We start from the raw sequence: 22,460 nt of genomic DNA on the forward strand, positions 1-22,460 counted from the left end.
TTTCAGATCGAATAGTCAACAACGACGGGAGCGTGATCGCTCCAGCGCTCATCCCAGGCGCCGGCCTTGTCGATGCGGTAATCCGCAACGGTGGCTGCAAGCGCGGGGGTGGCGACGTGGTAGTCGATACGCCAACCAGTGTCGGTGTCGAAAGCTTGGCCGCGCTGCGACCACCAGGTGTAAGGCCCGTCGACTTCACCAGCGAACTGGCGGCCGACATCCACCCAGCCGAGGCCGGGTGCGGTCGTGCCGTCAACGCATTCGATGGTCTCGCCAGCGGCGCCGAAGAAGCGGTCGAAGTAGGCGCGCTCCTCGAGCAGGAAGCCGGCCTTTTTGCGGTTGCCACGCCAGTTCTTGATGTCGAGCTCGCGGTGACCAACATTGAGGTCGCCGACGATAAGGGCGTGGTCGCTGTGGGCGGCAAGCTCGGGCAGGCGTACGAGCATGGCCTCTAAGAACTTGTACTTCTCTACTTGCTTCGGGGTGTCAACAACGCCCGAGTGAACGTAGGTGCTGACAACAGTGACGGTCGTACCGTCGACGTCAAAGTCGGCTTCGAGCCAGCGGCCAGCGCTGTCGAAGTCGTCGGCGCCGAGCGCTACGCGGTGAGCAAGAGGGGCGGATGCCGCAGACCCCTTGCGTGAGGCCAGCGCGACTCCTGCGCGGCCCTTTGCGGTCGCGGCATCGTGCAGGATGTTCCAGCCATCGCCGAGCAGCCCTTCGATATCGGCGTCGGCGGCGCGAACCTCTTGCAGCGCCAGAATGTCGATGTCCCGGGCATCCAGCCAGTCGCCCATGCCCTTGCGGTAGGCGGCGCGAACACCATTGACGTTGACGGATGCGATGCGAAGACGTGTTGCCATGCCTCAAGACTACCGACGCGCACCGACCGTGCGGCACCCGGAAGTGAATGCCGGGCGCGCTGCAACGGGTGCTACTTCTTCTTGTTGCGCTTCATCATTCGAGAGAAGGTGCGCTTGAACTTCTTTTCATTGGCTCGGTCGCGCTCGCGGGCGTCGTCATCCGTCACTGTTGCTGTCGTCGGCTGAGATGACCGGGCGGAATCGCGCTGCGGTCGCCCGTTGGCTTTTTGCGCCTTGTTCGCCTTCGCATCTTCGGTGGCTTTCGTCGGTGTGACCGCACGCGGAGCATCTTCATCACGCTGAGCACCGCTGATGTCGAGATCCGCATCATCGGCAGCCACGGCGATCCAAGCAGCGCCAATCAGGATGATCTGGCAGATGAAGTTGAACCAAATCAGCAGACCGATGATGACCGCGAAGGACGCGAGGAGAGGGTTGCGGGTTGCGCCTTCAAGCAAGAAGCCACCACCGAACTTGAGCGCACCCAGGGCGACGGCGGCGATGATGGTGCCCTGAGCGAGCATCCGGAACGGAATCTTGATGCCAGAAACGACGCGGTAGAAGATTCCTAGCGTTGCGGTGTCGAGAATCAGCACGATGACGAGGGCAACACCGCGCGTGGCGATCACTCCGGCGGTTGAGTTTTCATTGATCGACACGAGGCCGAGAATCCAGTTGAGCGCGGCGGAGCTGAGCACCGAGACGCCCGCCGAAACGAGCACAGCAAGACCGAAACCGATTGCAAGCCCGGCATCCTTGAGCTTCAGGATGAGAAAGTTTGTTTCGGAGCTTTCCAGCCCAAACATCGAGCGCACAGCGTCGCGGCCCGACGCAATCCAGCCCAGCGCCGTGAAAGCCAAACCGAAGGCAGCGATGACACCGGTGATACCAAGAATGCTGGTATCGGCGAGGGTCTCGCGGCTAATTGCCCCGTTGCCGCTGCCGTCACCGATGAGGCCGGGGATGTTCGTGGAGATGAAGTTGTAGACCGCATCGAGCAAAACGGGATCGCCCTGCACGATAAAGCCGGCGACAGCGAAACCAACCCAGATTGCGGCGAAGACGGCGAAGATCGCCTGGTAGGAAAGTCCCGATGAGAGGAGTGGTCCTAATTTGTCCGCGTAGTGCATGAAGACACGCACGGGGCGTAGCTGGAGTACCCACTCAATGGCCGGTTTCAGTCGTTGCGCAAGCTGCATCCGTTAAGAATAGCTAGGCTGTCTGTGCGTAACTCAGAGGAGAGGTCAGATCACATGGAACTTCAGGGTGTTGGAGTCGGACGATCGGTTGCCATTGGAAAAGTCGTGCGGATGCCCGACCCCCTTCCGGAACCGAAAGATGCTCGCCATTCAGGCGACGCCGCAGCAGAAAAAGAAGCGGCAGCATCCGCACTCACATTCGTGGCTGCTGACCTGCGTGCACGCGCCGAAAAAGCGGATGCCGAGGCCAACGAGGTTCTTACCGCTACAGCCCTGATGGCTGAAGACCCCTCGATTCTCGACAGCGTGAACGAGCTGATCGACGGCGGCAAGGCTGCCGAGCGCGCTGTATTTGAGGCTTTCGCTTCGTTCCGCGAGATGTTGATTTCGCTGGGCGGCATGATGGCCGAACGTGCCACCGACCTCAGTGACGTGAGCCAGCGCGTGGTTGCTCGCCTGCGTGGCGTTGAAGCCCCGGGCGTTCCGCAGCGCGATGAGCCGTTCGTGCTCGTGGCCGACGACCTCGCCCCAGCAGATACCGCTCTGCTCGAACTCGACAAGGTTCTCGCTCTCGTTACCCGCCAGGGTGGGCCGACCAGCCACACCGCAATTCTTGCTCGCTCGAAGGCGATCCCCGCCATCATGGGTGTTGCCGAAGCGCTTGAGCTTGCCGACGAGACGCTCGTGATTGTGGATGCCGGTGCCGGCACCATCACGACGGAGCCCACCGCTGAGCAAGTCTCCGCAGCAGAAGCCCGCATCGCCGAGCTTGCCGCCGCAGCAAACGCTCCCATCACTGATGGTGCTCTCGCAGACGGAACCCTCGTTCCGCTCCTCGCCAACTTGGGCACTCCCTCGGAGGCTGCGCAGGCAGTCGAACTCGGCGCGGAAGGTGTCGGCCTGTTCCGCACCGAGCTCATGTTCCTCGATGCCACTTCGGCCCCCACGGTCGAAGAGCAGACGAAGGAATACACCGAGATGCTGCAGCACTTCCCCGGTAAGAAGGTTGTCGTTCGTGCCCTCGACGCCGGTGCCGACAAGCCGCTGAGCTTCATGGACATGGGTGAAGAAGTAAACCCCGCCCTCGGGCAGCGCGGCCTTCGCTCGCTCCGTGTCAACGAGAACATCCTGCGCGACCAGCTCACCGCGCTCGTGAACGCTCAGAACGCGACCGACGCCGACCTCTGGGTCATGGCCCCGATGGTGTCGGATGCCGAAGAGACCGAATACTTCGTCGCCCTGGGCCGCGAACTTGGCCTCAACACCGTGGGTGTCATGGCCGAGGTTCCCTCGCTCGCCGTTCTCGCCGATCAGGTCGCCGAACGCAGTGACTTTGTCTCAATCGGCTCCAACGACCTCACCCAGTACACGCTGGCGGCAGACCGGATGCTCGGCACCCTCGCCAAGTTCCAAGACCCGTGGCACCCTGCAGTGCTCCGCATGGTCAAGCTGCTCGGAGACGCTGGTGCTGCTGCAGGCAAGCCCGTCGGAGTCTGTGGTGAAGCTGCCGCAGATCCACAGCTTGCCATCGTTCTTGTCGGCCTCGGAGTCACAAGCCTCTCGATGACGCCCGCGGCGCTCGCCGACGTGCGCGCCGAGCTGCTGACGGTCACGCTCGAGCAGGCTAAGGCTCGCGCTGCTGCTGCTATCAACGCAACGACCGGGCCGACGGCTCGCGAAGCTGCTGCACAGGCTGCCTAAGACCTAGAACACACGAAGTGCCGCCACCCCAAAACGGGTGGCGGCACTTCGTCGTTAACGGGGTTCACGCTGGAGCGGCGGGCGTCGTGCCGTGGGTGCGATGCCGTGAAGTGGTCCACCCGAAAGGTGTATTCCTGCGGCCGACGGTGGGTCTTCGCGACGGAAATGATGGCTTCTCAGTAACGCCCTGAAGGTCCATCGGGGTACAAACTGTCGAACGATGTGGCTCTCATCGACGCGGTCAAAAATGGTGCTGATCGGCAAAAGTGGGCGCGGGCCTCGGCCAAAGAGTGGATCAGCGCTCTGTCTACCCGGCCTCGCGATCTCGGTGATGAGAGCGCTTTCAGCGAAAGTAGGTGGTCTAGCGGAGCCCCGGGTGGCACCCCCACCGCCACTAGTCTGAAAGCCGCTAGAACGCAGCACTATTCGGGCCAGAACGATCTGTTCCCCCCTAGTGGGGTCACAAATTTCTGTAAATATTCGATAGTCTGCGTCATAGAGAACGGGTTACTCGGTCTCTTTGGGTAAGAAGGTTGTTTCTCCATAACCTTCGCCCCAAAGGGACAAAAGAGAGGCCCGGGAAATGGATCAGGGGGATGAGCGGAATCGTGGCTTCGAAGCTAACCACTTCGGACGAGCAGCTGCTGGCACAGGCGCGTACGGGGGTACAAAACGCCTTTGCCGAGCTCTGGAGTCGCCACTACCGCTCGGGTATATGTGTTGCCCGTCAGTACACGTCGATAGACGCGGACGATCTCGTGTCTGAGTCGTTCGCGCGTATTTACCAGCGTGTGCTGGCGGGTGGCGGCCCGCAAGGAGCCTTCCGCCCTTACCTCTATACGACCATCCGCAACCTCGCTTCGACCTGGGGCGCTGCCTCCCGCGAAGTACAAGTGGATGAGATCGCAGACTTCGAAGACCCCAGCACGCTTGACGATCCAATTGCGATCGCCCTCGACCACACGCTCACCGCAAAAGCCTTCCGTGAACTACCGGAACGCTGGCAGTCGGTGCTCTGGTACACCGAAGTAGAGGGCATGGATCCTCACGAAGTGGCTCCGCTGATGGGGATGAGCGCCAACAGTGTCGCTGCGCTGTCGTACCGTGCGCGTGAAGGCCTTCGTAAAGCCTGGTTGCAGGCTCACATCAACGATGCCACGGCATCCGGTGAATGCCAGTGGGCCATGTCCAAGTTTGGCGAGCATGCTCGTCAGAGCCTCAGCGGCCGCGATGCAAAGAGAATTTCAGCTCACCTCGAGTCGTGCACTCGCTGCGCGATCGTGTGTGAAGAAGTCGACGAAGTTGGTTCACGCCTAGCACTCGTGATGATCCCGATGCTGCTGGGCGGCGTTGCAGGCGGAGGCTTCCTGAGCGCCTTCGGGCAGGGTGGCGCCGCGTCGCTCACTGCAGCAGCAGCACCGGCCATGCCAGCAGCCGTCGTCGCGTCAACCCACGTGGCCGGAGCGACCGCCGTTACTGCGGTGGGCGGCGCGAGTGCGGGCGCGATGCCGGTCGCTATCGCGGGAACCGTTGCCGCCGCCATCGCGATCTCCGGATCGTTCGTTGCATTGGCGCCGGTTGCCCCGGAGGCCACAACGGCCGACGGCACCTCATCAAGCCAATCGATCGACTCCTCCGACAGCGCCACTTCAGCCGCGGCAAGTGTCAATGACAACCTCGGCGGCGACCGTGCAGACCCCAGCAATCTCACGATTCCTACCGTGCCTTCGATTGACTCTGCGACGGTCGCTGGAGAATCTGCTGGCGGCGGTCTCGGGACTGGCCTTGGCGGCGTCGTAGGCGGCGTTGGTGGGGCAGTGGGTGGACTCGTGGATGCGGTGGTTGGCACCGTCACTGGGGGAGCACCTCCCGAGGGCCACACCGCTCCCGGCGGAGTCGTCGCCGCTGATATCGACCTCAACCTCGTAGGTACTGCGACACCCGGTGCCCATCTCTCTCTTCAGGCCGGCGGCCTCGTCTACGCGACAACCACCGTTTCGAGCAATGGAACCTTCGCTCTCAACGTCACGGGTATCCCCGGAGGTCTCTCGTCACTCGACCTTGTCCAGACCGTTGATCGCGACTACCTTGCCGGCATCGTCGGTACGGGTGGCCTTCTCGGAGGACTCCTTGGTGTCGTCGACGGTCTCATCAACGACCTCATCAAGCCGCTTAACCTGTCGTCTGGAACCAACCAGGGCGTCAACATCCGACTGTTGAACTAAACCCCAGTTCGGGGGTGTTCAGCCCGTTGTGCCGTCATAACGTGCCGGTAGACCAGTCTCTTTGAGTGAGTAACCCGAATACTCAGTGTGGGCGGTCGCCGTGGGTGACGGCCGCTCACAAACAAATCGCCCCTGTCGCTACCGAGGTAGCGACAGGGGCGAGCTTGTTTAGTGCGGGTGCGCCGTTACGGCTTGCCCTTAATGATGGCCTGCTTCACTTCAGCGATTGCCTGCGTGACCTGGATGCCACGGGGGCAGGCGTCGGTGCAGTTGAAGGTGGTGCGGCAACGCCACACGCCCTCTTTGTCGTTGAGGATGTCGAGGCGAACCTGCGAACCCTCATCGCGCGAGTCGAAGATGAAGCGGTGAGCGTTCACGATGGCGGCGGGACCGAAGTACTGGCCGTCCGTCCAGAACACGGGGCAGCTCGACGTGCACGCAGCGCACAGGATGCACTTGGTGGTGTCGTCGAAGCGAGCGCGTTCAACGGGGCTCTGCTTGCGTTCCTTGCCGCCCTTGGTGGCGCCAGCCATCAGGAACGGGTTGATCTCCTTGTAGGAGTCGAAGAACGGCTCCATATCGACGATCAAGTCCTTCTCCAGCGGCAGGCCCTTGATGGCTTCCACGTAGATGGGCTTGGTGATGTCGAGATCCTTGATCAGGGTCTTGCAGGCCAGGCGGTTGCGGCCGTTGATGCGCATGGCATCCGAACCACAAATACCGTGCGCGCACGAGCGGCGGAAGGTCAGCGACCCATCCTGCTCCCACTTGATCTTGTGCAGGGCATCGAGCACGCGGTCAGTGGCGTACAGTTCGACGTCAAAGTCTTCCCAACGCGGCTCTTCGTCAACATCCGGGTCGAAACGACGGATGATGAGCGTCGCAGTGAAGGTAGGAATCTCTTCGGCTGCGGCAGGCTTCTTGTCAGCGACGGCAGTGCTCATTAGTACTTTCTCTCCATCGGCGGGTAGTTAGTGATCACTACCGGCTTCCAGTCGAGGCGGATGTGGTCACCCGCCTCCTCTGATTCTGGATCGCCGGTGAGGTACGCCATCGTGTGCACGAGGAAGTTCTCGTCGTCACGGTTGGGGTAGTCCTCACGCATGTGACCGCCGCGGCTTTCCTTGCGCGACCGAGCCGAGTACACGAGTACTTCAGCGAGGTCGAGCAGGAAGCCAAGCTCAACGGCTTCGAGCAGGTCGGTGTTGAACCGCTTGCCCTTGTCGTGGAGCTGAATGTTCTTGTAGCGTGCGCGCAGCTTCTGGATGAGCTGGGTAACCTCTTCGAGGCTTTCATCCGTACGGAAGATCTGTGCGTTGCGGTCCATCGAGTCTTGCAACTCTTTACGGATCACAGCAATGCGCTCGGTGCCATCACCGGAGCGGACCATGTCGAGGATGCGCTTGACGCCTCCAGCAGGATCCTTCGGCAGCGGAACGAACTCAGCGGTCTTCACGTACTCAACGGCCGACTTTCCGGCGCGCTTTCCGAAGACGTTGATGTCGAGCAGCGAGTTGGTGCCCAAGCGGTTAGAACCGTGAACGGAAACACACGCGCACTCGCCGGCGGCGTACAGGCCCTTGACGACATCCGTGTTGTTGCGCAGAACTTCAGCTTCAACGTTGGTCGGGATGCCACCCATGGCGTAGTGCGCGGTGGGCAGTACGGGAACCGGCTCGGTGTACGGCTCAACACCCAGGTAGGTGCGGGCGAACTCCGTGATGTCTGGCAGCTTCTCGTCGATAACGGCAGGCTCAAGGTGAGTGATGTCGAGGAACAGGTAGTCCTTGTCGGGACCAGCTCCGCGGCCTTCACGAATCTCGGTAGCCATCGAGCGCGCAACGATGTCTCGCGGGGCGAGGTCCTTGAGCGTCGGCGTGTAGCGCTCCATGAAGCGCTCACCCTCGGCGTTACGCAGGATCGCGCCTTCGCCTCGAGCTGCCTCAGAGAGCAGGATGCCCAGTCCAGCCAACCCGGTGGGGTGGAACTGGAAGAACTCCATGTCTTCGAGCGGAAGGCCCTTGCGCCAAATGATTCCGACGCCATCACCGGTGAGGGTGTGAGCGTTGGATGTCGTCTTGAAGATCTTGCCGAATCCACCGGTAGCGAAGATGATCGCCTTCGACTGGAACACGTGCAGCTCGCCGGTAGCGAGCTCGTAGGCAACAACGCCGGAGGGTTCTTCGACGCCATCAACCTCGGTCATGACCAGGTCGAGAACGTAGAACTCGTTGAAGAAGTTGATGCCGAGCTTGACGCAGTTTTGGTACAGCGTCTGAAGGATCATGTGACCCGTGCGGTCGGCGGCGTAGCAGGCGCGGCGAACCGGAGCCTTGCCGTGCTCGCGAGTGTGACCGCCGAAGCGACGCTGGTCGATCTTGCCGTCTTCGGTGCGGTTGAAGGGCAGACCCATGTTTTCGAGGTCGATGACCGCGTCAATGGCCTCTTTGGCGAGGATCTCGGCAGCGTCTTGGTCAACGAGGTAGTCGCCACCCTTGACGGTGTCGTAGGTGTGCCATTCCCAGTTGTCGTCCTCGACGTTGGCGAGGGCCGCAGCCATACCGCCCTGCGCTGCACCGGTGTGCGAGCGCGTGGGGTAGAGCTTGGAGATCACCGCGGTCTTGGCGTGCGGGCCGGCTTCAATAGCGGCACGCATACCGGCACCACCGGCGCCCACAATCACGATGTCGAACTGGTGGTAGTGGACTCCGTCAATGACGGTTCCGTCGGCGATGTCGCCGGTGTTGATCGTAGACAATTAAAGCGCCTCACAGAAGCTTGCAAGCAGGGCTGGGTCAGCACCGGCTGGGCAGGGGTCGAAGGTGGTGATCACGAGGGTTCCCAGCGCGATCAGGATGATGGTCGATACGGCGATTCCAGCAAGCAGAACCGTGCGCACCTTCGGGTTGGTCGCATAGTCATTCACGATCGTGCGCATACCGTTGGCGCCGTGGATGAGGGCGAGCCACAGCATCAGGCCGTCCCAGACTTGCCAGAACGGGTCGGAGAGCTTTCCGCCGACGAACGCGAAGTCGATTGCCTTAACGCCCTCGCCCAGGAACATGTTGACGAGAAGGTGGCCGAAGATGAGAACGACAAGAACTACGCCGGAGGCGCGCATGTAGATCCATCCCCATTTTTCCCAGTTGATGCCGCCAGTGCGGCGACCACGGGTAGGAGTGCGAGGGGCTTCGATGAGACTCATGCTCAACCTCCGAAGACGTGCATTAGCTGGCGGGGGATGAATCCGGCAAGCAGCACCAGCCAGATACCAATGACGACCCAGAACAGGGTGCGCTGGTGCTTGGCGCCGAAGGCCCAGAAGTCGATCAGGATGATGCGCAGTCCGTTGATCGCATGGAACCCGATCGCCGCAACAAGACCGATCTCAGCAAGACCCATGAGCGGTGTCTTGTAGGAGTCGATGACGATGTTGTAGGCGTCAGGGCTTACGCGAACGAGTGCTGTGTCCAAGATGTGCACGAGGAGGAAGAAGTAGATGGAAACACCGGTAATACGGTGCAACACCCACGACCACATGCCCTCGTTACCCCGGTACAGGGTGCCAGCAGGTCTCTTGGGTGAGCGAATCTTGGGCGGCGACTGCGGCTCCGCCACTAGGTTGCTCGCCGACTTCTCTGGCACGAGGACCCTCCTTGCGGTCTTGGGTCGCGTCCACCGCGACCGATGAGTGTCCGCACAGCGGACCTACCCATTCTATTCCCGCTTATAGACGGCCGCTTCCCAGTCGACCCTAAATAGCAAGAATTCGCGAAGGTTTTCGTGAATATTGCGGAACTTAAGGAGCGCCAATGAGCGCTTGCCCGAATAATTACGGCGTAGAGGCAGTTGCGGTGAGAGTTTCGGTGAGGCGAGCATCCGACGAGTCAGCCTGGTCGAGTGCTGCGCGGTACCACTCAATCTTCGCCGTGATGCCGACGAGGTGCTTGTGCTGCTCGGCGAGCTCGCGCGCAACGTTGTCGCGGTGTTGCTCGAGCAGGCGCATCCGCTCTGCCGAAGTGTCTTTGCCGCTGCGCACTAGATCGGCGTATTCGAGGATCGCGCGAATCGGCATTCCGGTGCGGCGAAGGTGACCGATGAACTCGACAGCTTTTACATCCATCTCCCGATAGCGCCGCTGGCCGTTCGAAAGGCGGGGCACTTCAAGCAGCCCCGCTTTTTCGTAGTAGCGAAGCGTGTGCACCGTGACGCCCGTCAGTGCGGCGACTTCGCCGATCGTGAGTACCTGTTCAGTCTGGTTCGTCATAACGGTGTTCATTGTTCTCCCTAAAGTGCACTCTAGGTCAAGCGGTTGGGAGAACGAGGAGCGCCCGGCTTAGCGTGTGAGCTGCGCCGGCACCGTCGCGATTGCGTCGTTGTAGTGCGCGACGAGTTCAGCGCAGATGCCGCTCCACGACTTGCTCAGCACCGTTCGCCGGCCAGCCTCGCCCATGCGTGCACGAAGCGCCGGGTCAAGGCAGAGCGCCTCGATATAGGCACGCAACTCATCCTCGTTGTCCGGCTCGAAAAGAAAACCATTCGTGCCGTGCGTGATGAGGTCGATTGGCCCGCCCGCGCGGGGAGCCACGACCGGCAATCCGGCTGCATGAGCTTCCTGAAGCGTCTGGCCGAAGGTCTCCTCCGTGCCCGTGTGAGCGAACACATCGAAAGCGGCATACGCCGTGGCCAACTCTTCGCCGCCTAGCTTGCCAAGCCACGTGACCGGGATGCCGGCAAGCTCCTTCTTAACAAGAGGTACCGATGAACCGTCTCCCACGATCGCCACGCGCACTCCGGTGAGGCCGCGAAGAGCTCGCAGGCGTTCCACTTGTTTCTCCGGAGCGATGCGTCCGACGTAGCCGACAACCACATCGCCGCGAGGGGCGAGCCGTTTGCGCAGTCGAGCGGTGGCGGGGGAGAGCTTCTTGGCGGGGTGATACATCGCCAGATCAACGCCGCGGCCCCAGCGCTCGAGCTTCGTCAGGCCGATGGCCTGCAGGTCGGCCATGGCTGTGCTCGAGGGAGCGAGAGTCAATTGCGCGCCATCGTGGATCCAGCGCACGATGCGCCAGGCCAGTTTCGTGGCCTGACCGAGGTGGTGGCGGCGAGCGTAGCCAGCGACATCCGTCTGAAAAATGGCAACCGTGGGAATGCCGAGTCGGTTGGCCGAGGAGATCGCCTGTGCGCCGAGAAGGAACGGGGCGGCTGCGTGAACAACATCGGGCCGAAAGTCGGCGATCAGCTTGTGCACCTGCGGATTGGGAAGCCCGACGGGGAATTGGCGGTAAGCCAGAGCCGGTACCGCGTGAACCGGAAACCCTGCGTAGGTTTTCGGTGCCCCGGCCGAAGGGCAAATCACAATCGCATCGTGGCCTTCGGCACTCAAATAGTCGAGCACTTTGAGCACGCTGTTCGTGACTCCGTTGACAGTGGGAAGAAAGCTTTCGCTCACAATGACGACTCGCACAATCAGCACCTCAATCGGTCTCGTAGTGCTGACGGTACGAGGCGTGGATAACCGGCGAGTTAACGGGTGCTGAAGTCTAAGGTGGAGGCATGAGCCAACATGAGGCATCGTTCGACAACTTCTATAGCGTGATCCCTGCCGGCGGCATCGGATCACGGCTCTGGCCGCTTTCGCGCGCGGATGCACCCAAATTTCTGCACGACCTCACCGGGTCGGGGCAAACCCTGCTGCGCGATACGTGGGATCGGCTCGCACCGCTTTCTGGGCCCGACCGGATCATGGTTGTCACTGGGCGAGCGCATCGCGCTGCCGTCGAAAAGCAGCTTCCCGAACTCAGCGACCCCAATGTTGTGCTCGAGAGTGAGCCGAAAGACTCCTCGGCTGCCATCGGGCTTGCGGCCGCGATTCTGCTCAAGCGCGACCCCAACGTCATTATTGGATCGTTTGCTGCTGACCATGTGATTCGTGACATCCGAGGGTTCAGGCGCAGCGTGCGGGAATCAATCGCCGTCGCCAACGCCGGATTCATCGCGGCCATCGGCATCACTCCCACCGAGCCTGCGATCGGCTTCGGTTACATTCACTGCGGCGCCGCACTCGACATTGAGGGTGCTCCGAGCGCGATCGGCGCCAAGTCGTTCGTAGAGAAGCCCAACTTCGCAACCGCGCAGTCGTATGTTGCCAGCGGCGATTACCTGTGGAACGGTGGCATGTTCATTTCCCGCGCGGATGTACTGCTCGAGCAACTGGGCAAGGCTGAGCCCGAACTGCTCGAAGGCCTGACTGAACTCGCCGAAGCGTGGGATACCCCACAGCGTGGTGCCGTAGTGGATGCCGTCTGGCCCCACCTCACCAAAATCGCCATCGACTACACGGTTGCGGAGCCCGCAGCGGCAGAGGGAAAGCTTGTCGTCGTGCCCGGCGACTTCGATTGGGACGATGTCGGAGACTTCGCGTCCATCGCCAAACTGCACTCGGGCGGCCGCAAATCTGACCTCGCGATCTTGGGTGAGAACGCTCGAGTTTTGGCCGACAAGTCGACCGGAGTAGTCATTAGTCAGACTGACCGGCTTATTTCCCTAATTGGGGTAAACGACATTGTCGTGGTCGATACGCCTGACGCTTTGCTGGTTACGACAACTGCAAACGCTCAGCGCGTGAAATCTGTGGTGGATGCTCTAAAAATCTCCGGACGTAACGACGTCTTGTGACGATGTGATTTCGCGTTTGTAACCATTCGGCTTCGGCGCTCATATTCGCACATTCGTTTACTTGATTCTTCGGTACCGTAGGTTCATCATGTTTCGACAATTTCTGTCGAACAGCATCTTGGAGGACACCTTGAGAATCAGCACTCACGGCCGCGCACTCAGCGGCATGGCGCTCGTTGCCACCAGCGCACTCGTACTCGCCGGTTGCGCAGCTGCACCCGAAGAGACCGACGCCGGATCGGGCGAAGCGCTTGACTACCTTCCCTGCATGGTTTCTGACTCGGGCGGATTCGACGACAAGTCGTTCAACCAGCTCGGTTACGAAGGTATCGAAGCAGCAGCAGACGCACTCGGTGTCGAGTTCAACGCTGTTGAGTCGACCAGCGACGCAGACTACGCACCCAACATCGAGAGCCTCGTAGCCGAGGGCTGCGACCTGATCGTTACTGTCGGATTCAACCTCTCCGCAGCAACCGTCGAGTTCGCGCTCGCCAACCCCGACATCAACTTCGCCATCGTTGATGACGCAGCTGACAACGACTTCGACGGAGAGATCGACGCTCCGAACATCAAGCCGATCCTCTTCGACACCGCCGGTGCTGCATTCCTCGCCGGTTACGCCGCAGCCAGCTACTCCAAGTCCGGTGTTGTCGGCATGTACGGTGGAATGAACTTCCCCACCGTTTCGATCTTCCTCGACGGAACCGCTCAGGGTGTTGAGTACTACAACGCTGAAAAGGGAACCGACGTTACGGTTCGTGGTTGGGACACCGCAGCGCAGGACGGAACCTTCATCGGTACCTTCGCTCCCGGAACCGACTCGCGTGCAGCAGCTCAGAACCTGATCGACCAGGGTGCAGACGTTCTGCTTCCCGCCGGTGGACCCATCTTCCAGAGCGCGGTTGAGGCAATCCGCGACTCCGGCAAGGACATCGCAATGATCGGCGTCGACGCTGACCTCACCGAGACCGAGACCGCAGCTGCGGACTTGTTCCTCACCTCGATCCTCAAGCAGATCGGCGTTGCAGTTGAAGACGTCGTCACCGAGGCATCGAGCGGTTCGCTCGACACCACTCCTTACATCGGAACGCTCGAGAACGGTGGAGTTGGCATCTCGCCGTTCCACGACTTCGAGTCGAAGGTTGACGGAGGGCTCGAAGCTGAGCTCGTCGCAGTCAAGGACGGCATCATCTCCGGCGACATCGCCGTGAAGTCGTACCTCAACTAGTTAGATAGCACTGAGGGGGCTGGCTCGAGAGGGTCAGCCCCCTTCGTTTTGGATTAGTCTTCTGAGGCTAATCTTGTGAATCCCACGATGGCGAGGACGCCATCACAGCAATGAGGAGAGATTGTGAAGCTTGAGCTGCGAGGTATTACCAAGCGCTTCGGTGACCTGATCGCGAATGATCATATTGATCTCACTGTCGAAGAGGGCGAAATCCACTGCCTCCTCGGCGAGAACGGCGCGGGCAAGTCAACGTTGATGAATGTGCTCTACGGCCTGTATCAGGCTGAAGAGGGCGATATCCTCATCGACGATGAAGTCCGCCACTTCGCGGGCCCCGGTGACGCTATGCGCTCCGGAATCGGCATGGTCCACCAGCACTTCATGCTGATCCCTGTCTTCACCGTCGCTGAGAACGTGGCTCTCGGCCACGAACAGGTTTACGGACCTGGACTACTGAACTTGGATGCCGCCCGCACCCTCGTGCGTGATATTTCCGCACGATTCGGGTTCGACATCGACCCCGATGCTCTCGTCGAAGACCTTCCTGTTGGTGTGCAGCAGCGCGTCGAGATCGTCAAGGCGCTCTCTCGCGAAGCCAAGGTGCTTGTCTTCGATGAGCCCACCGCGGTACTTACCCCGCAAGAGACTGACGAGTTCATGGCAATCATGCGTCAGCTCAAGAGCGAGGGAACCTCGATCGTCTTCATCACGCACAAGCTGCGTGAGGTCCGCGAAGTCGCCGACCGCATCACCGTTATTCGCCTCGGCAAGGTTGTCGGCGAAGCCGACCCCAACGCGGGCAAGGAAGAACTCGCATCGCTCATGGTCGGGCGCGCTGTTGACCTGACGATCGACAAGGCGCCAGCGCAGCTCACCGACAACTCGCTCGTTATCGACAAGCTGTCGATCGCGGATGAGACGGGCCACCGTTCCGTACGAGAGCTCAGCGTTACCGTTCAGGGCGGCGAGATTCTCGCCATCGCTGGTGTGCAGGGCAACGGTCAGACCGAGCTCGCCGAAGCGCTGCTCGGAATGCAAGAGCGCGCATCCGGCTCCATCACGCTCAACGGCACCGAATTGCTCGGGCTCAACGCCCGCCAGATTCTCGACGCCGGCGTCGGCTATGTTCCGGAAGACCGCACGGTCGACGGCCTGGTCGGTGGCTTCAGCGTTGCCGAAAACCTCATGCTCGACCGCAGCGACGGGGAACCGTTCGTAAAATTCGGCACTCTGCAGACTGATGTGCTCAACGAGTTCGCGACCGAGAAGCTCGAGTCGTACGACATTCGTTCGCAGAGCATCCACGAGCACGTTTCGAAGCTCTCGGGTGGTAACCAACAGAAGGTTGTTCTGGCCCGCGAAATGAGCCGCGAACTTTCACTGCTCGTGGTCTCGCAGCCGACTCGTGGACTCGACGTCGGATCGATTGAGTTCGTGCACGAGCAAATCGTTGGTGTGCGTGATCGTGGTGTTCCCGTGATCGTCGTCTCCACCGAGCTTGATGAAGTCGTGTCCTTGGCTGACCGCATTGCGGTCATGTACAAGGGCCAAATTGTAGGAATCGTGCCTGCGGATACCCCCCGCGAAAAACTCGGCCTCATGATGGCTGGCGAACGCATTACGGAGGAGGCAGCATGAGCGAGCCAACACCCCAGAAACCCGAAGATCAGAACTCTGACGAGGCTGTTGTAGCTGAGACTGCCAAGAACTCTGAGACCAACCAAGACACCGTTCGGTGGACAAACGCGTTCCGCGAGATCACCTCGGGCAACGCAGTCTTGTCACTGCTCGCCGTTGTTTTGGCCATCCTGATCGGTGGCGTGCTCATTGCGTTCACCGACTCTGATGTGCAGGAGACGGCCGGATACTTCTTCGCTCGTCCGGGCGACTTCTTCGCCGCGATTGGCTCCGCTGTGGGTGGCGCCTACCTCGCGCTCTTCCAAGGCTCTATTTACGACTTCCGTCGTGATGACTTCCTCTCGGCCATCAAGCCGCTGACCCAGACGCTCGTCTTCGCGACACCGCTTATCGCGGCTGGTCTCGGCGTAGCAATCGCCTTCCGCGTTGGCCTGTTCAACATTGGTGGCCGCGGTCAGATCATCGTCGGTGCTGCATTCGCTGGTTACGCCAGCTTCGCGTGGGACCTTCCCATCGTCATCCACGTTGTCGTTGCAGTTCTCATGGGAATCCTCGGCGGTGCCCTGTGGGGTGCTATCGCTGGACTCCTGAAGGCCCGCACCGGTGCGCACGAGGTGATCGTGACGATCATGCTCAACTACGTTGCCTACTACCTGATCAGCTTCCTGCTGCGCACTGACCTGCTGAAGAACCCGGGATCGAATAACCCGAAGACGCCGCCGGCATCGGAGACCGCAATCCTGCAGCCGATCTTCGGCGACGGCTTTAAACTTCACTGGGGCTTCGTGCTCGTGGTCGCTGCGACAGTCTTGGCTTGGTGGTTGATTGACCGCTCGAGCTTGGGCTTCAAGTTCCGCGCCGTCGGCCTCAACCCGCACGCGGCTCGCGTTGCCGGTGTCAAGGTAGAGCGCATCTACATCTACGTCATGCTGATCGCGGGTGGTTACGCCGGTCTCGCGGCGAGCACCGAGGTTCTCGGAACGACCACGAGTGGATTCACCTCTGGAGTAGACGCCGGTATCGGCTTCGACGCCATCACCGTTGCTCTTCTCGGCCGTTCGACGCCGTGGGGAACCTTCGCCGCAGGCCTCCTCTTCGGTGCCTTCAAGGCAGGTGGCTTCACGATGCAAGCGTCGCAGGGCATCCCGATTGACATCGTTCTTGTTGTGCAATCCCTCATCGTTCTGTTTATTGCAGCGCCGCCACTCGTGCGTGCTGTATTCCGCTTGCCGCAACCCGGCGCACGCGCAAAGAAGGTGGTCAGCTAATGACTCTCACCAAAACTTCTGAAGGCAAGAGCCTGACGGGAACGAAGATCGATCGTCGCAGTTGGAAGCTTCCGATTGCGTTCGCGATTGTCTCGGTCTTCTCTGGTGTTCTCTTCGTCGGTTTCGCCGAGGATGCTCCCACGGGATTCAACCTCTCCACGGGTAGCGACCTCATCCAGCTGCCGGTCGTTCACCTGCCGGCACTCGCCACAGGAATCGTCGTCACGATCCTGACCGCCCTCATTGCGCTCGGTTCGGCGTTCATGATTTCTCAGGACCGCACGGTTCCCAAGTGGATTCCGATCGTGGGTGCGATTCTCGCTCTCACCGGCTTCCTGACCTGGGCTGCTGCTGACGAAACCCTCCGCGTGCCTGAGCTGCTGGCTGGCTCGCTCGTGCTGGCGGTACCGCTCGTATTCGGTGCCCTCGGTGGCGTTATCTCCGAGCGCGTTGGTGTTGTAAACATCGCGATCGAAGCCCAGTTGCTTGCCGGTGCGTTCGTTTCCGCTGTCGTAGGAACGCTGACGGGTTCTGCATTCGCCGGCTTGTTCGCCGCCGCCGTTGCCGGAATGCTCGTGTCGTTCTTGCTCTCGGTCTTCGCGATCAAGTACCTCGTCAACCAGATCATCGTCGGTGTTGTCATCAATGTTCTGGTCTCCGGTCTTACCGGCTTCCTGTACTCGACCTGGCTTACCGACAACCCCGAGCAGCTGAACAACCCCGAAGGGTTCTCGACGCTCGCGATTCCGATCTTGAGCGGCATCCCGATCATCGGACCGGTTCTGTTCAAGCAGACCCTGATCGTGTACTTGCTGTACATCATCGTTGCTGCTGTGGCCTTCGCGCTGTACCGCACTCGCTGGGGGCTGCGCCTGCGCGCCGTCGGCGAGCACCCCAAGGCTGCAGACACTGTCGGCATCAACGTGACGCTTACCCGTTTCTGGAACGTCGCCCTTGCCGGTGCGATCGCTGGTCTGGGTGGAGCATTCATCACGCTGAGCCAGACAGGCCAGTTCGGCAAGGACGTTACGGCGGGAGCCGGCTTCATCGCCCTCGCCGCGGTGATCTTCGGTCGCTGGGACCCGATCAAGGCCACGCTCGCGGCACTGCTCTTCGGCTTTGCCAGCAACCTGCAGAACGCGCTCAGCGTTGTCGGTTCGCCGGTGCCGAGCGAGTTCATGCTCATGCTGCCGTACGTCGTGACGATCATCGCCGTTGCCGGTCTGGTCGGAAAGTCGCGGCCGCCAGCAGCATCCGGAACACCGTACATCAAGGGGTAACGCTATGACGATCGAGCCGCAATCAATTGACTGGGATGCGCTGAGGCTCGTCGCCAAAGAAGCCCTCACTCACGCCTACGTTCCCTATTCGAAGTTCCCGGTCGGCGTCGCCGCAATCGTCGACGACGGCCGGGTAATTTCGGGCGCGAACGTAGAGAACGCCTCCTATGGCCTCACGCTGTGTGCCGAATGCTCCATGGTGTCGGCACTGCACATGTCTGGCGGTGGAAAGCTCGTTGCTTTCACCTGCGTCGATGGCAAGGGCAACGCCCTCATGCCGTGTGGCCGCTGTCGCCAGCTGCTCTTCGAGCACTCTGCCGAAGGCATGCTGCTGGAGACGGTATCGGGCATCAAAACCATTGACGAAGTAATTCCCGACGCGTTCGGGCCACGCACCCTTGAGGAGTACCGCGGTGAATAACAGCGCAGAAGCCAAGCAGGTCGAACGTTTCGACGTCGTTGACCTCATCCACGCCAAACGTGACAAGGGAGTGCTGAGCACAGACCAGATCAACTGGCTCGTGGATGCTTACACTCGCGGTTACGTGGGCGACGAGCAGATGGCTGCCATGACGATGGCCATCTTTATCAACGGCATGGAGCGCGAAGAGATTCGCGACCTCACGCTCGCGATGATCGCCAGCGGAGAGACCCTGAGCTTTGAGGGCCTCGGTAAGCCGACGACCGACAAGCACTCCACGGGTGGCGTTGGTGACAAGATCACCCTGCCGCTCGCTCCTCTTGTGGCGTCCTTCGGCGTCGCCGTACCGCAGCTTTCGGGCCGTGGCCTCGGTCACACCGGCGGAACGCTCGACAAACTTGAGAGCATCCCCGGCTGGCGCGCCGACCTCACCAACGAAGAGTTCTACGCGCAGCTGCGTGGCGTTGGTGGCGTTATCTGTGCCGCCGGCTCGGGTCTCGCTCCGGCCGACAAGAAGTTGTATGCCCTTCGCGACATCACCGGAACCGTTGAGGCGATCCCGCTGATCGCATCCTCGATCATGAGCAAGAAAATCGCCGAGGGCACTTCGGCTCTCGTGCTCGATGTGAAGTTCGGTTCTGGCGCGTTTATGAAGGACGCCGACCGTAGCCGCGAGCTGGCCGAGACCATGGTTCGCTTGGGCAAGGATGCCGGCGTCAAGACGGTTGCCCTGCTCACGAACATGAACGTGCCGCTCGGTCTTGCCATCGGTAACGCCAACGAGGTGCGCGAATCTGTTGAGGTTCTCGCTGGTGGCGGGCCTGCTGACGTGCGTGAGCTCACGATTGCTCTCGCCCGCGAAATGCTCGCTCAGGTCGGTCACGAAGATGCCGATGTCGAGGCTGCTCTCGACAACGGACAGGCAATGGATGCCTGGCGCGGCATGATCAGCGCGCAAGGCGGAGACCCGGATGCTGCCCTGCCGCAGCCGAAGGAAAGCCACGTTGTTACTGCTGACCGCGACGGCGTTCTCGTCGAACAAGAAGCGCTGCCGTTCGGTATCGCCGCGTGGCGTCTGGGCGCCGGCCGTGCCCGCAAGCAGGATCCCGTGCAGCACGCTGCTGGCATCGATCTGCACGCGAAGCCCGGTGACACCGTACGCAAGGGCGAGCCGCTCTTCACGATGCACGCTGACGAACCCGCTCGTTTCGAGCGTGCACTCGAGTCTCTCGAGGGTGCTTACCGCATCGGCGATGAGGGGGATACCGTGCACGATGGTGGTCCGCTGATCGCCGGACGCATCGACTAACGAATCCACTAATGACGCAACTCTGCGTCTGAACGAGGGGTCTCATCCGCTGACGTACAGTTGTTGAAATGACGACAGCGGATGAGACAGTTCCCAGCGCTGAACCAGCGCGGAACGCTGCCGGGCGCACTACTCCTGCCCCTGGCGATACAGACATCGACCACTCCACCAAATGGCGCGCCTTCTGGGTCTGCGTCGTGGTCGCAGCCATCACGATTCTCGACCTGTCGAAGGTCAATGTGGCGCTGCCCTCGATTGAAGACGCCCTCGGCGCAACCTCAACTCAACTGCAACTGATCGTCTCGGGCTATGTGCTGACCTTCGGGTTGATTCTCGTGCCGGCCGGGCGCTTCGGCGACCAGCGCTCGCGCAAAACCCTGTTTCTGATCGGGTTGACGGTCTTCACCGTTGCCAGTATCGCCTGTGCTCTCGCGCCGAATGCGGCCATGTTGCTCGTGTTCCGTTTGCTGCAGGGAGTCGCGGCCGGCATCCAGATGCCTCAGGTGATTGGTCTTATTCAGCAGTTGTTCCATGGCCCGGAACGCGGGCGAGCCTTTGGTTTGTTCGGTGCCATGATCGGCATCTCAACCGCCTTCGGACCCACGCTCGGCGGCCTCATGATCGCTATCGGCGGCGCCCAAGACGGCTGGCGCTACATCTTCTGGATGAACGTTCCGCTCGGCATCATCGCTCTCGTGTTGGCCTGGCGCATCCTGCCCTCGACCGCCAAGACCACCTACGCCCGCCTCGACCTCGACCCGGTGGGGATTGCCATCTTCGGCGTCACGGTGCTGGCGCTCATGTGGCCCTTCCTCTTCACGACCGGTGCGCCGACGGATGACCCCAACCGCTGGTGGCTGCTGGTGCTGTTTGTACTTTTTGCCGCGGCGTTCATCTGGTGGGAGCGCCGCTACGCGGCTGGCGGACGCGCGCCCCTCGTGCCGCTCACACTCTTCCGCATCAGCTCGTTCCGCAACGGCACCCTACTCGCGACCGTGTACTTCGCGGCGATGCCCGCGATGTTCCTCTTGACCACGCTGTACTTGCAGCTGGGCTTGGGGCTCGCGCCTGTCTTCGCTGGCACGGTGACGATCGGCTTCGCCTTGACGAGCGCGTTCTCGTCGTGGCGCGGCGGTATTCTCGTTGAACGCTACGGTCGCTCACTCGTGGTCGTGGGGCTCGCGATTCTGATGATCGGAATCGGCGTACTCATGGCCGCGGCAATTCTTACTCCGCCGGCGCTCACACCGTTCGTGATGGCGGCGGCGATGTTCATTGGCGGCGCGGGTGGCGGCCTTGTGATCTCGCCCAACCAGACGCTAACGCTGCACGACATCCCGCCGCTCGAAGGCGGCTTGGCGGGATCCGTGGGGCAACTGGGGCAGCGCATCGGAACCGCGATCGGCACCGCCGTAGCGCTCTCACTGTTTTACTCAACGCTCTACAACGAGCGCAACAGCGGCGAAAGCACCGTTGAGCTGTACCACCACGCGTACGGCATGGGCATGATCGCGACGACGGTGTTTTTTGCCATCGCTATTCTCATTGGCGTTGTTGACCTCGGCGCCCGCAAGCGGCGCGAACGAACATTCGCAACCGCGTAGAGCACGCCGGAAACGACGGATGCGGCGAACCGAAGTCGGTCGCCGCATCCGTCACGCTCACGCGATTTAGAGCTTGGGTTCGCCGATGCGCTCGAGGGCGTCCACGATCATTCCCCAGAACTTGGGAACGTCGATGCTGCGTGCAACTTGAGTCGTGCAGTCGGCGGGAGCCGGCGCGCGGAAATCAGCCACAGTCATACCGAGGGTGATGGAACCGGTGAGTTCGACATCCAGCGGCACCTTGGCGGTTTCCATGACGGTGGGGTCGATGAGGTAGGCCACGGCGCAGGGGTCGTGCACGGGAGGATGCTCGAAGCCCTGAGCTTCAAGGTAAGTGGCGCCGAAGAATTCGAGCAGCTCACCCACAAAACGGGCCGGGCCGGTGCCGACAGCGGCGATGCTTGCGGCTACTTCTTCAGTAGCGAGAGCATCGTGGGTGACGTCGATGCCGACCATGGTGAGCGGCCAGCTCTCGTTGATCACGATGTGCGCAGCTTCGGGGTCAATGACGATGTTGAACTCGCTCGTCGCGTTCCAGTTGCCGACGTTGACTCCACCACCCATCATGACGACCTGCTTGACGCGTTGAGCAATGCGGGGCTCTTTGCGCACGGCGAGGGCGAGGTTGGTGAGTGCGCCGGTGGGAACGAGCGAGACGGTTCCCGGCTCGTTCGACATCACAGTGTCAATGATGAAGTCGACCGCGTGACGCGAGTCGAGTTCAATCGTGGGCTCGGGCAGTACGGGGCCATCGAGGCCGGACTCGCCGTGGATCGACTCCGCGACCTCTACCTCGCGAACGAGCGGGCGGTGGGCGCCACGAGCGAAAGGAACATCGGTCATGCCGATGACGCGTGCAACAGCAAGGGCGTTGCGGGTGACTTTCTCGATGGTCTGGTTGCCCACCACGGTGGTCACGCCGAGCAGTTCGATGTTGGGGCTGCCGTGGGCGAGCAGGATCGCAATCGCGTCGTCGTGCCCGGGGTCGCAGTCGAGAATAATTTTTTCAGCCATAGCAAAAAGCATATATGAAAACTCTCTTCATA

At 61.2% G+C, this 22,460-nt stretch carries 19 protein-coding genes; 10 read left to right on the plus strand and 9 right to left on the minus strand.

Annotation, left to right across the window (positions count from 1 at the left end; genetic code table 11):
- Positions 1–2: 2 nt before the first annotated feature.
- Together CLV85_RS10365 and CLV85_RS10370 are read right to left on the minus strand one after the other, a co-directional pair.
- Positions 3–863 (minus strand): exodeoxyribonuclease III, encoded by an 861-nt coding sequence (locus CLV85_RS10365; RefSeq protein WP_100389555.1) that lies wholly within the window; start codon positions 861–863, stop codon positions 3–5.
- A 71-nt stretch (positions 864–934) separates the two neighbouring features.
- Positions 935–2,062 carry a YihY/virulence factor BrkB family protein gene (locus CLV85_RS10370; protein ID WP_100389556.1) on the minus strand — a complete coding sequence of 376 codons (1,128 nt, stop codon included), beginning with the start codon at positions 2,060–2,062 and terminating at the stop codon, positions 935–937.
- Positions 2,063–2,116: 54 nt separating this feature from the next.
- Between CLV85_RS10370 and ptsP the strand changes: the two genes are divergently transcribed.
- Positions 2,117–3,763 (plus strand): phosphoenolpyruvate--protein phosphotransferase, encoded by a 1,647-nt coding sequence (gene ptsP, locus CLV85_RS10375; protein ID WP_100389557.1) that lies wholly within the window; start codon positions 2,117–2,119, stop codon positions 3,761–3,763.
- Between the two features lie 608 nt (positions 3,764–4,371).
- Positions 4,372–5,988, plus strand: a complete 1,617-nt coding sequence (locus tag CLV85_RS10380) for a sigma-70 family RNA polymerase sigma factor (protein ID WP_244899826.1) — start codon at positions 4,372–4,374, stop codon at positions 5,986–5,988.
- A 185-nt stretch (positions 5,989–6,173) separates the two neighbouring features.
- Here CLV85_RS10380 and CLV85_RS10385 read toward each other — a convergent pair whose 3' ends face one another.
- The 6 genes from CLV85_RS10385 to CLV85_RS10410 all read right to left on the minus strand — a co-directional run bounded on the left by CLV85_RS10385 (position 6,174) and on the right by CLV85_RS10410 (position 11,455).
- Positions 6,174–6,932 (minus strand): succinate dehydrogenase iron-sulfur subunit, encoded by a 759-nt coding sequence (locus tag CLV85_RS10385; RefSeq protein ID WP_100389559.1) that lies wholly within the window; start codon positions 6,930–6,932, stop codon positions 6,174–6,176.
- Positions 6,932–8,746, minus strand: a complete 1,815-nt coding sequence (sdhA, locus tag CLV85_RS10390) for a succinate dehydrogenase flavoprotein subunit (protein WP_189621923.1) — start codon at positions 8,744–8,746, stop codon at positions 6,932–6,934. The genes CLV85_RS10385 and sdhA overlap by 1 nt, the downstream gene beginning before the upstream one ends.
- Positions 8,747–9,193, minus strand: coding sequence for a succinate dehydrogenase, hydrophobic membrane anchor protein (gene sdhD / locus CLV85_RS10395; protein WP_100389560.1), 447 nt, complete (start codon positions 9,191–9,193; stop codon positions 8,747–8,749).
- Positions 9,194–9,195: 2 nt separating this feature from the next.
- A complete protein-coding gene (sdhC, locus tag CLV85_RS10400; protein WP_373296763.1) occupies positions 9,196–9,606 on the minus strand; it encodes a succinate dehydrogenase, cytochrome b556 subunit in 411 nt (136 codons plus the stop codon).
- Positions 9,607–9,820: 214 nt separating this feature from the next.
- Positions 9,821–10,255: a MerR family transcriptional regulator gene (locus CLV85_RS10405; protein ID WP_100389562.1), complete on the minus strand. Its 435-nt coding sequence runs from the start codon at positions 10,253–10,255 to the stop codon at positions 9,821–9,823.
- Positions 10,256–10,324: 69 nt separating this feature from the next.
- Positions 10,325–11,455, minus strand: coding sequence for a glycosyltransferase family 4 protein (locus CLV85_RS10410; RefSeq protein ID WP_100389876.1), 1,131 nt, complete (start codon positions 11,453–11,455; stop codon positions 10,325–10,327).
- An 89-nt stretch (positions 11,456–11,544) separates the two neighbouring features.
- On the opposite strand from CLV85_RS10410, the gene CLV85_RS10415 reads away from it, so the two are divergent.
- From CLV85_RS10415 to CLV85_RS10450, 8 genes are all read left to right on the plus strand, one after another.
- Positions 11,545–12,666 carry a mannose-1-phosphate guanylyltransferase gene (locus tag CLV85_RS10415; RefSeq protein ID WP_100389563.1) on the plus strand — a complete coding sequence of 374 codons (1,122 nt, stop codon included), beginning with the start codon at positions 11,545–11,547 and terminating at the stop codon, positions 12,664–12,666.
- A gap of 130 nt (positions 12,667–12,796) precedes the next feature.
- Complete coding sequence (locus CLV85_RS10420; RefSeq protein WP_244899827.1) at positions 12,797–13,894, plus strand: BMP family lipoprotein; 1,098 nt, start codon at positions 12,797–12,799, stop codon at positions 13,892–13,894.
- Positions 13,895–14,017: 123 nt separating this feature from the next.
- Positions 14,018–15,532 (plus strand): ABC transporter ATP-binding protein, encoded by a 1,515-nt coding sequence (locus tag CLV85_RS10425; protein WP_100389565.1) that lies wholly within the window; start codon positions 14,018–14,020, stop codon positions 15,530–15,532.
- The gene (locus tag CLV85_RS10430) at positions 15,529–16,800 is read left to right on the plus strand and encodes an ABC transporter permease (protein ID WP_189621922.1); all 1,272 of its coding nucleotides are present in this window, start codon (positions 15,529–15,531) and stop codon (positions 16,798–16,800) included. Before CLV85_RS10425 ends, CLV85_RS10430 begins: the two co-directional genes overlap by 4 nt.
- On the plus strand, positions 16,800–18,080 hold the full coding sequence (locus CLV85_RS10435; protein WP_100389566.1) for an ABC transporter permease: 1,281 nt from the start codon (positions 16,800–16,802) through the stop codon (positions 18,078–18,080). Before CLV85_RS10430 ends, CLV85_RS10435 begins: the two co-directional genes overlap by 1 nt.
- Positions 18,081–18,084: 4 nt before the next feature.
- A complete protein-coding gene (locus CLV85_RS10440) occupies positions 18,085–18,501 on the plus strand; it encodes a cytidine deaminase (RefSeq protein WP_100389567.1) in 417 nt (138 codons plus the stop codon).
- Positions 18,494–19,810: a thymidine phosphorylase gene (locus CLV85_RS10445; protein ID WP_100389568.1), complete on the plus strand. Its 1,317-nt coding sequence runs from the start codon at positions 18,494–18,496 to the stop codon at positions 19,808–19,810. Before CLV85_RS10440 ends, CLV85_RS10445 begins: the two co-directional genes overlap by 8 nt.
- A gap of 68 nt (positions 19,811–19,878) precedes the next feature.
- Entirely contained in the window at positions 19,879–21,414 is a 1,536-nt protein-coding gene (locus CLV85_RS10450; RefSeq protein WP_205030372.1) for an MFS transporter, read from the plus strand.
- 66 nt (positions 21,415–21,480) lie between these two features.
- On the opposite strand, the gene uriH is transcribed toward CLV85_RS10450, so the two are convergent.
- Positions 21,481–22,428, minus strand: coding sequence for a uridine-preferring nucleoside hydrolase UriH (gene uriH, locus CLV85_RS10455; protein ID WP_100389569.1), 948 nt, complete (start codon positions 22,426–22,428; stop codon positions 21,481–21,483).
- Positions 22,429–22,460 lie beyond the last annotated feature (32 nt).

The organism is Salinibacterium amurskyense (genome assembly GCF_002797685.1).
In the GTDB taxonomy this organism is placed as follows: Bacteria; Actinomycetota; Actinomycetes; order Actinomycetales; family Microbacteriaceae; genus Rhodoglobus; species Rhodoglobus amurskyensis.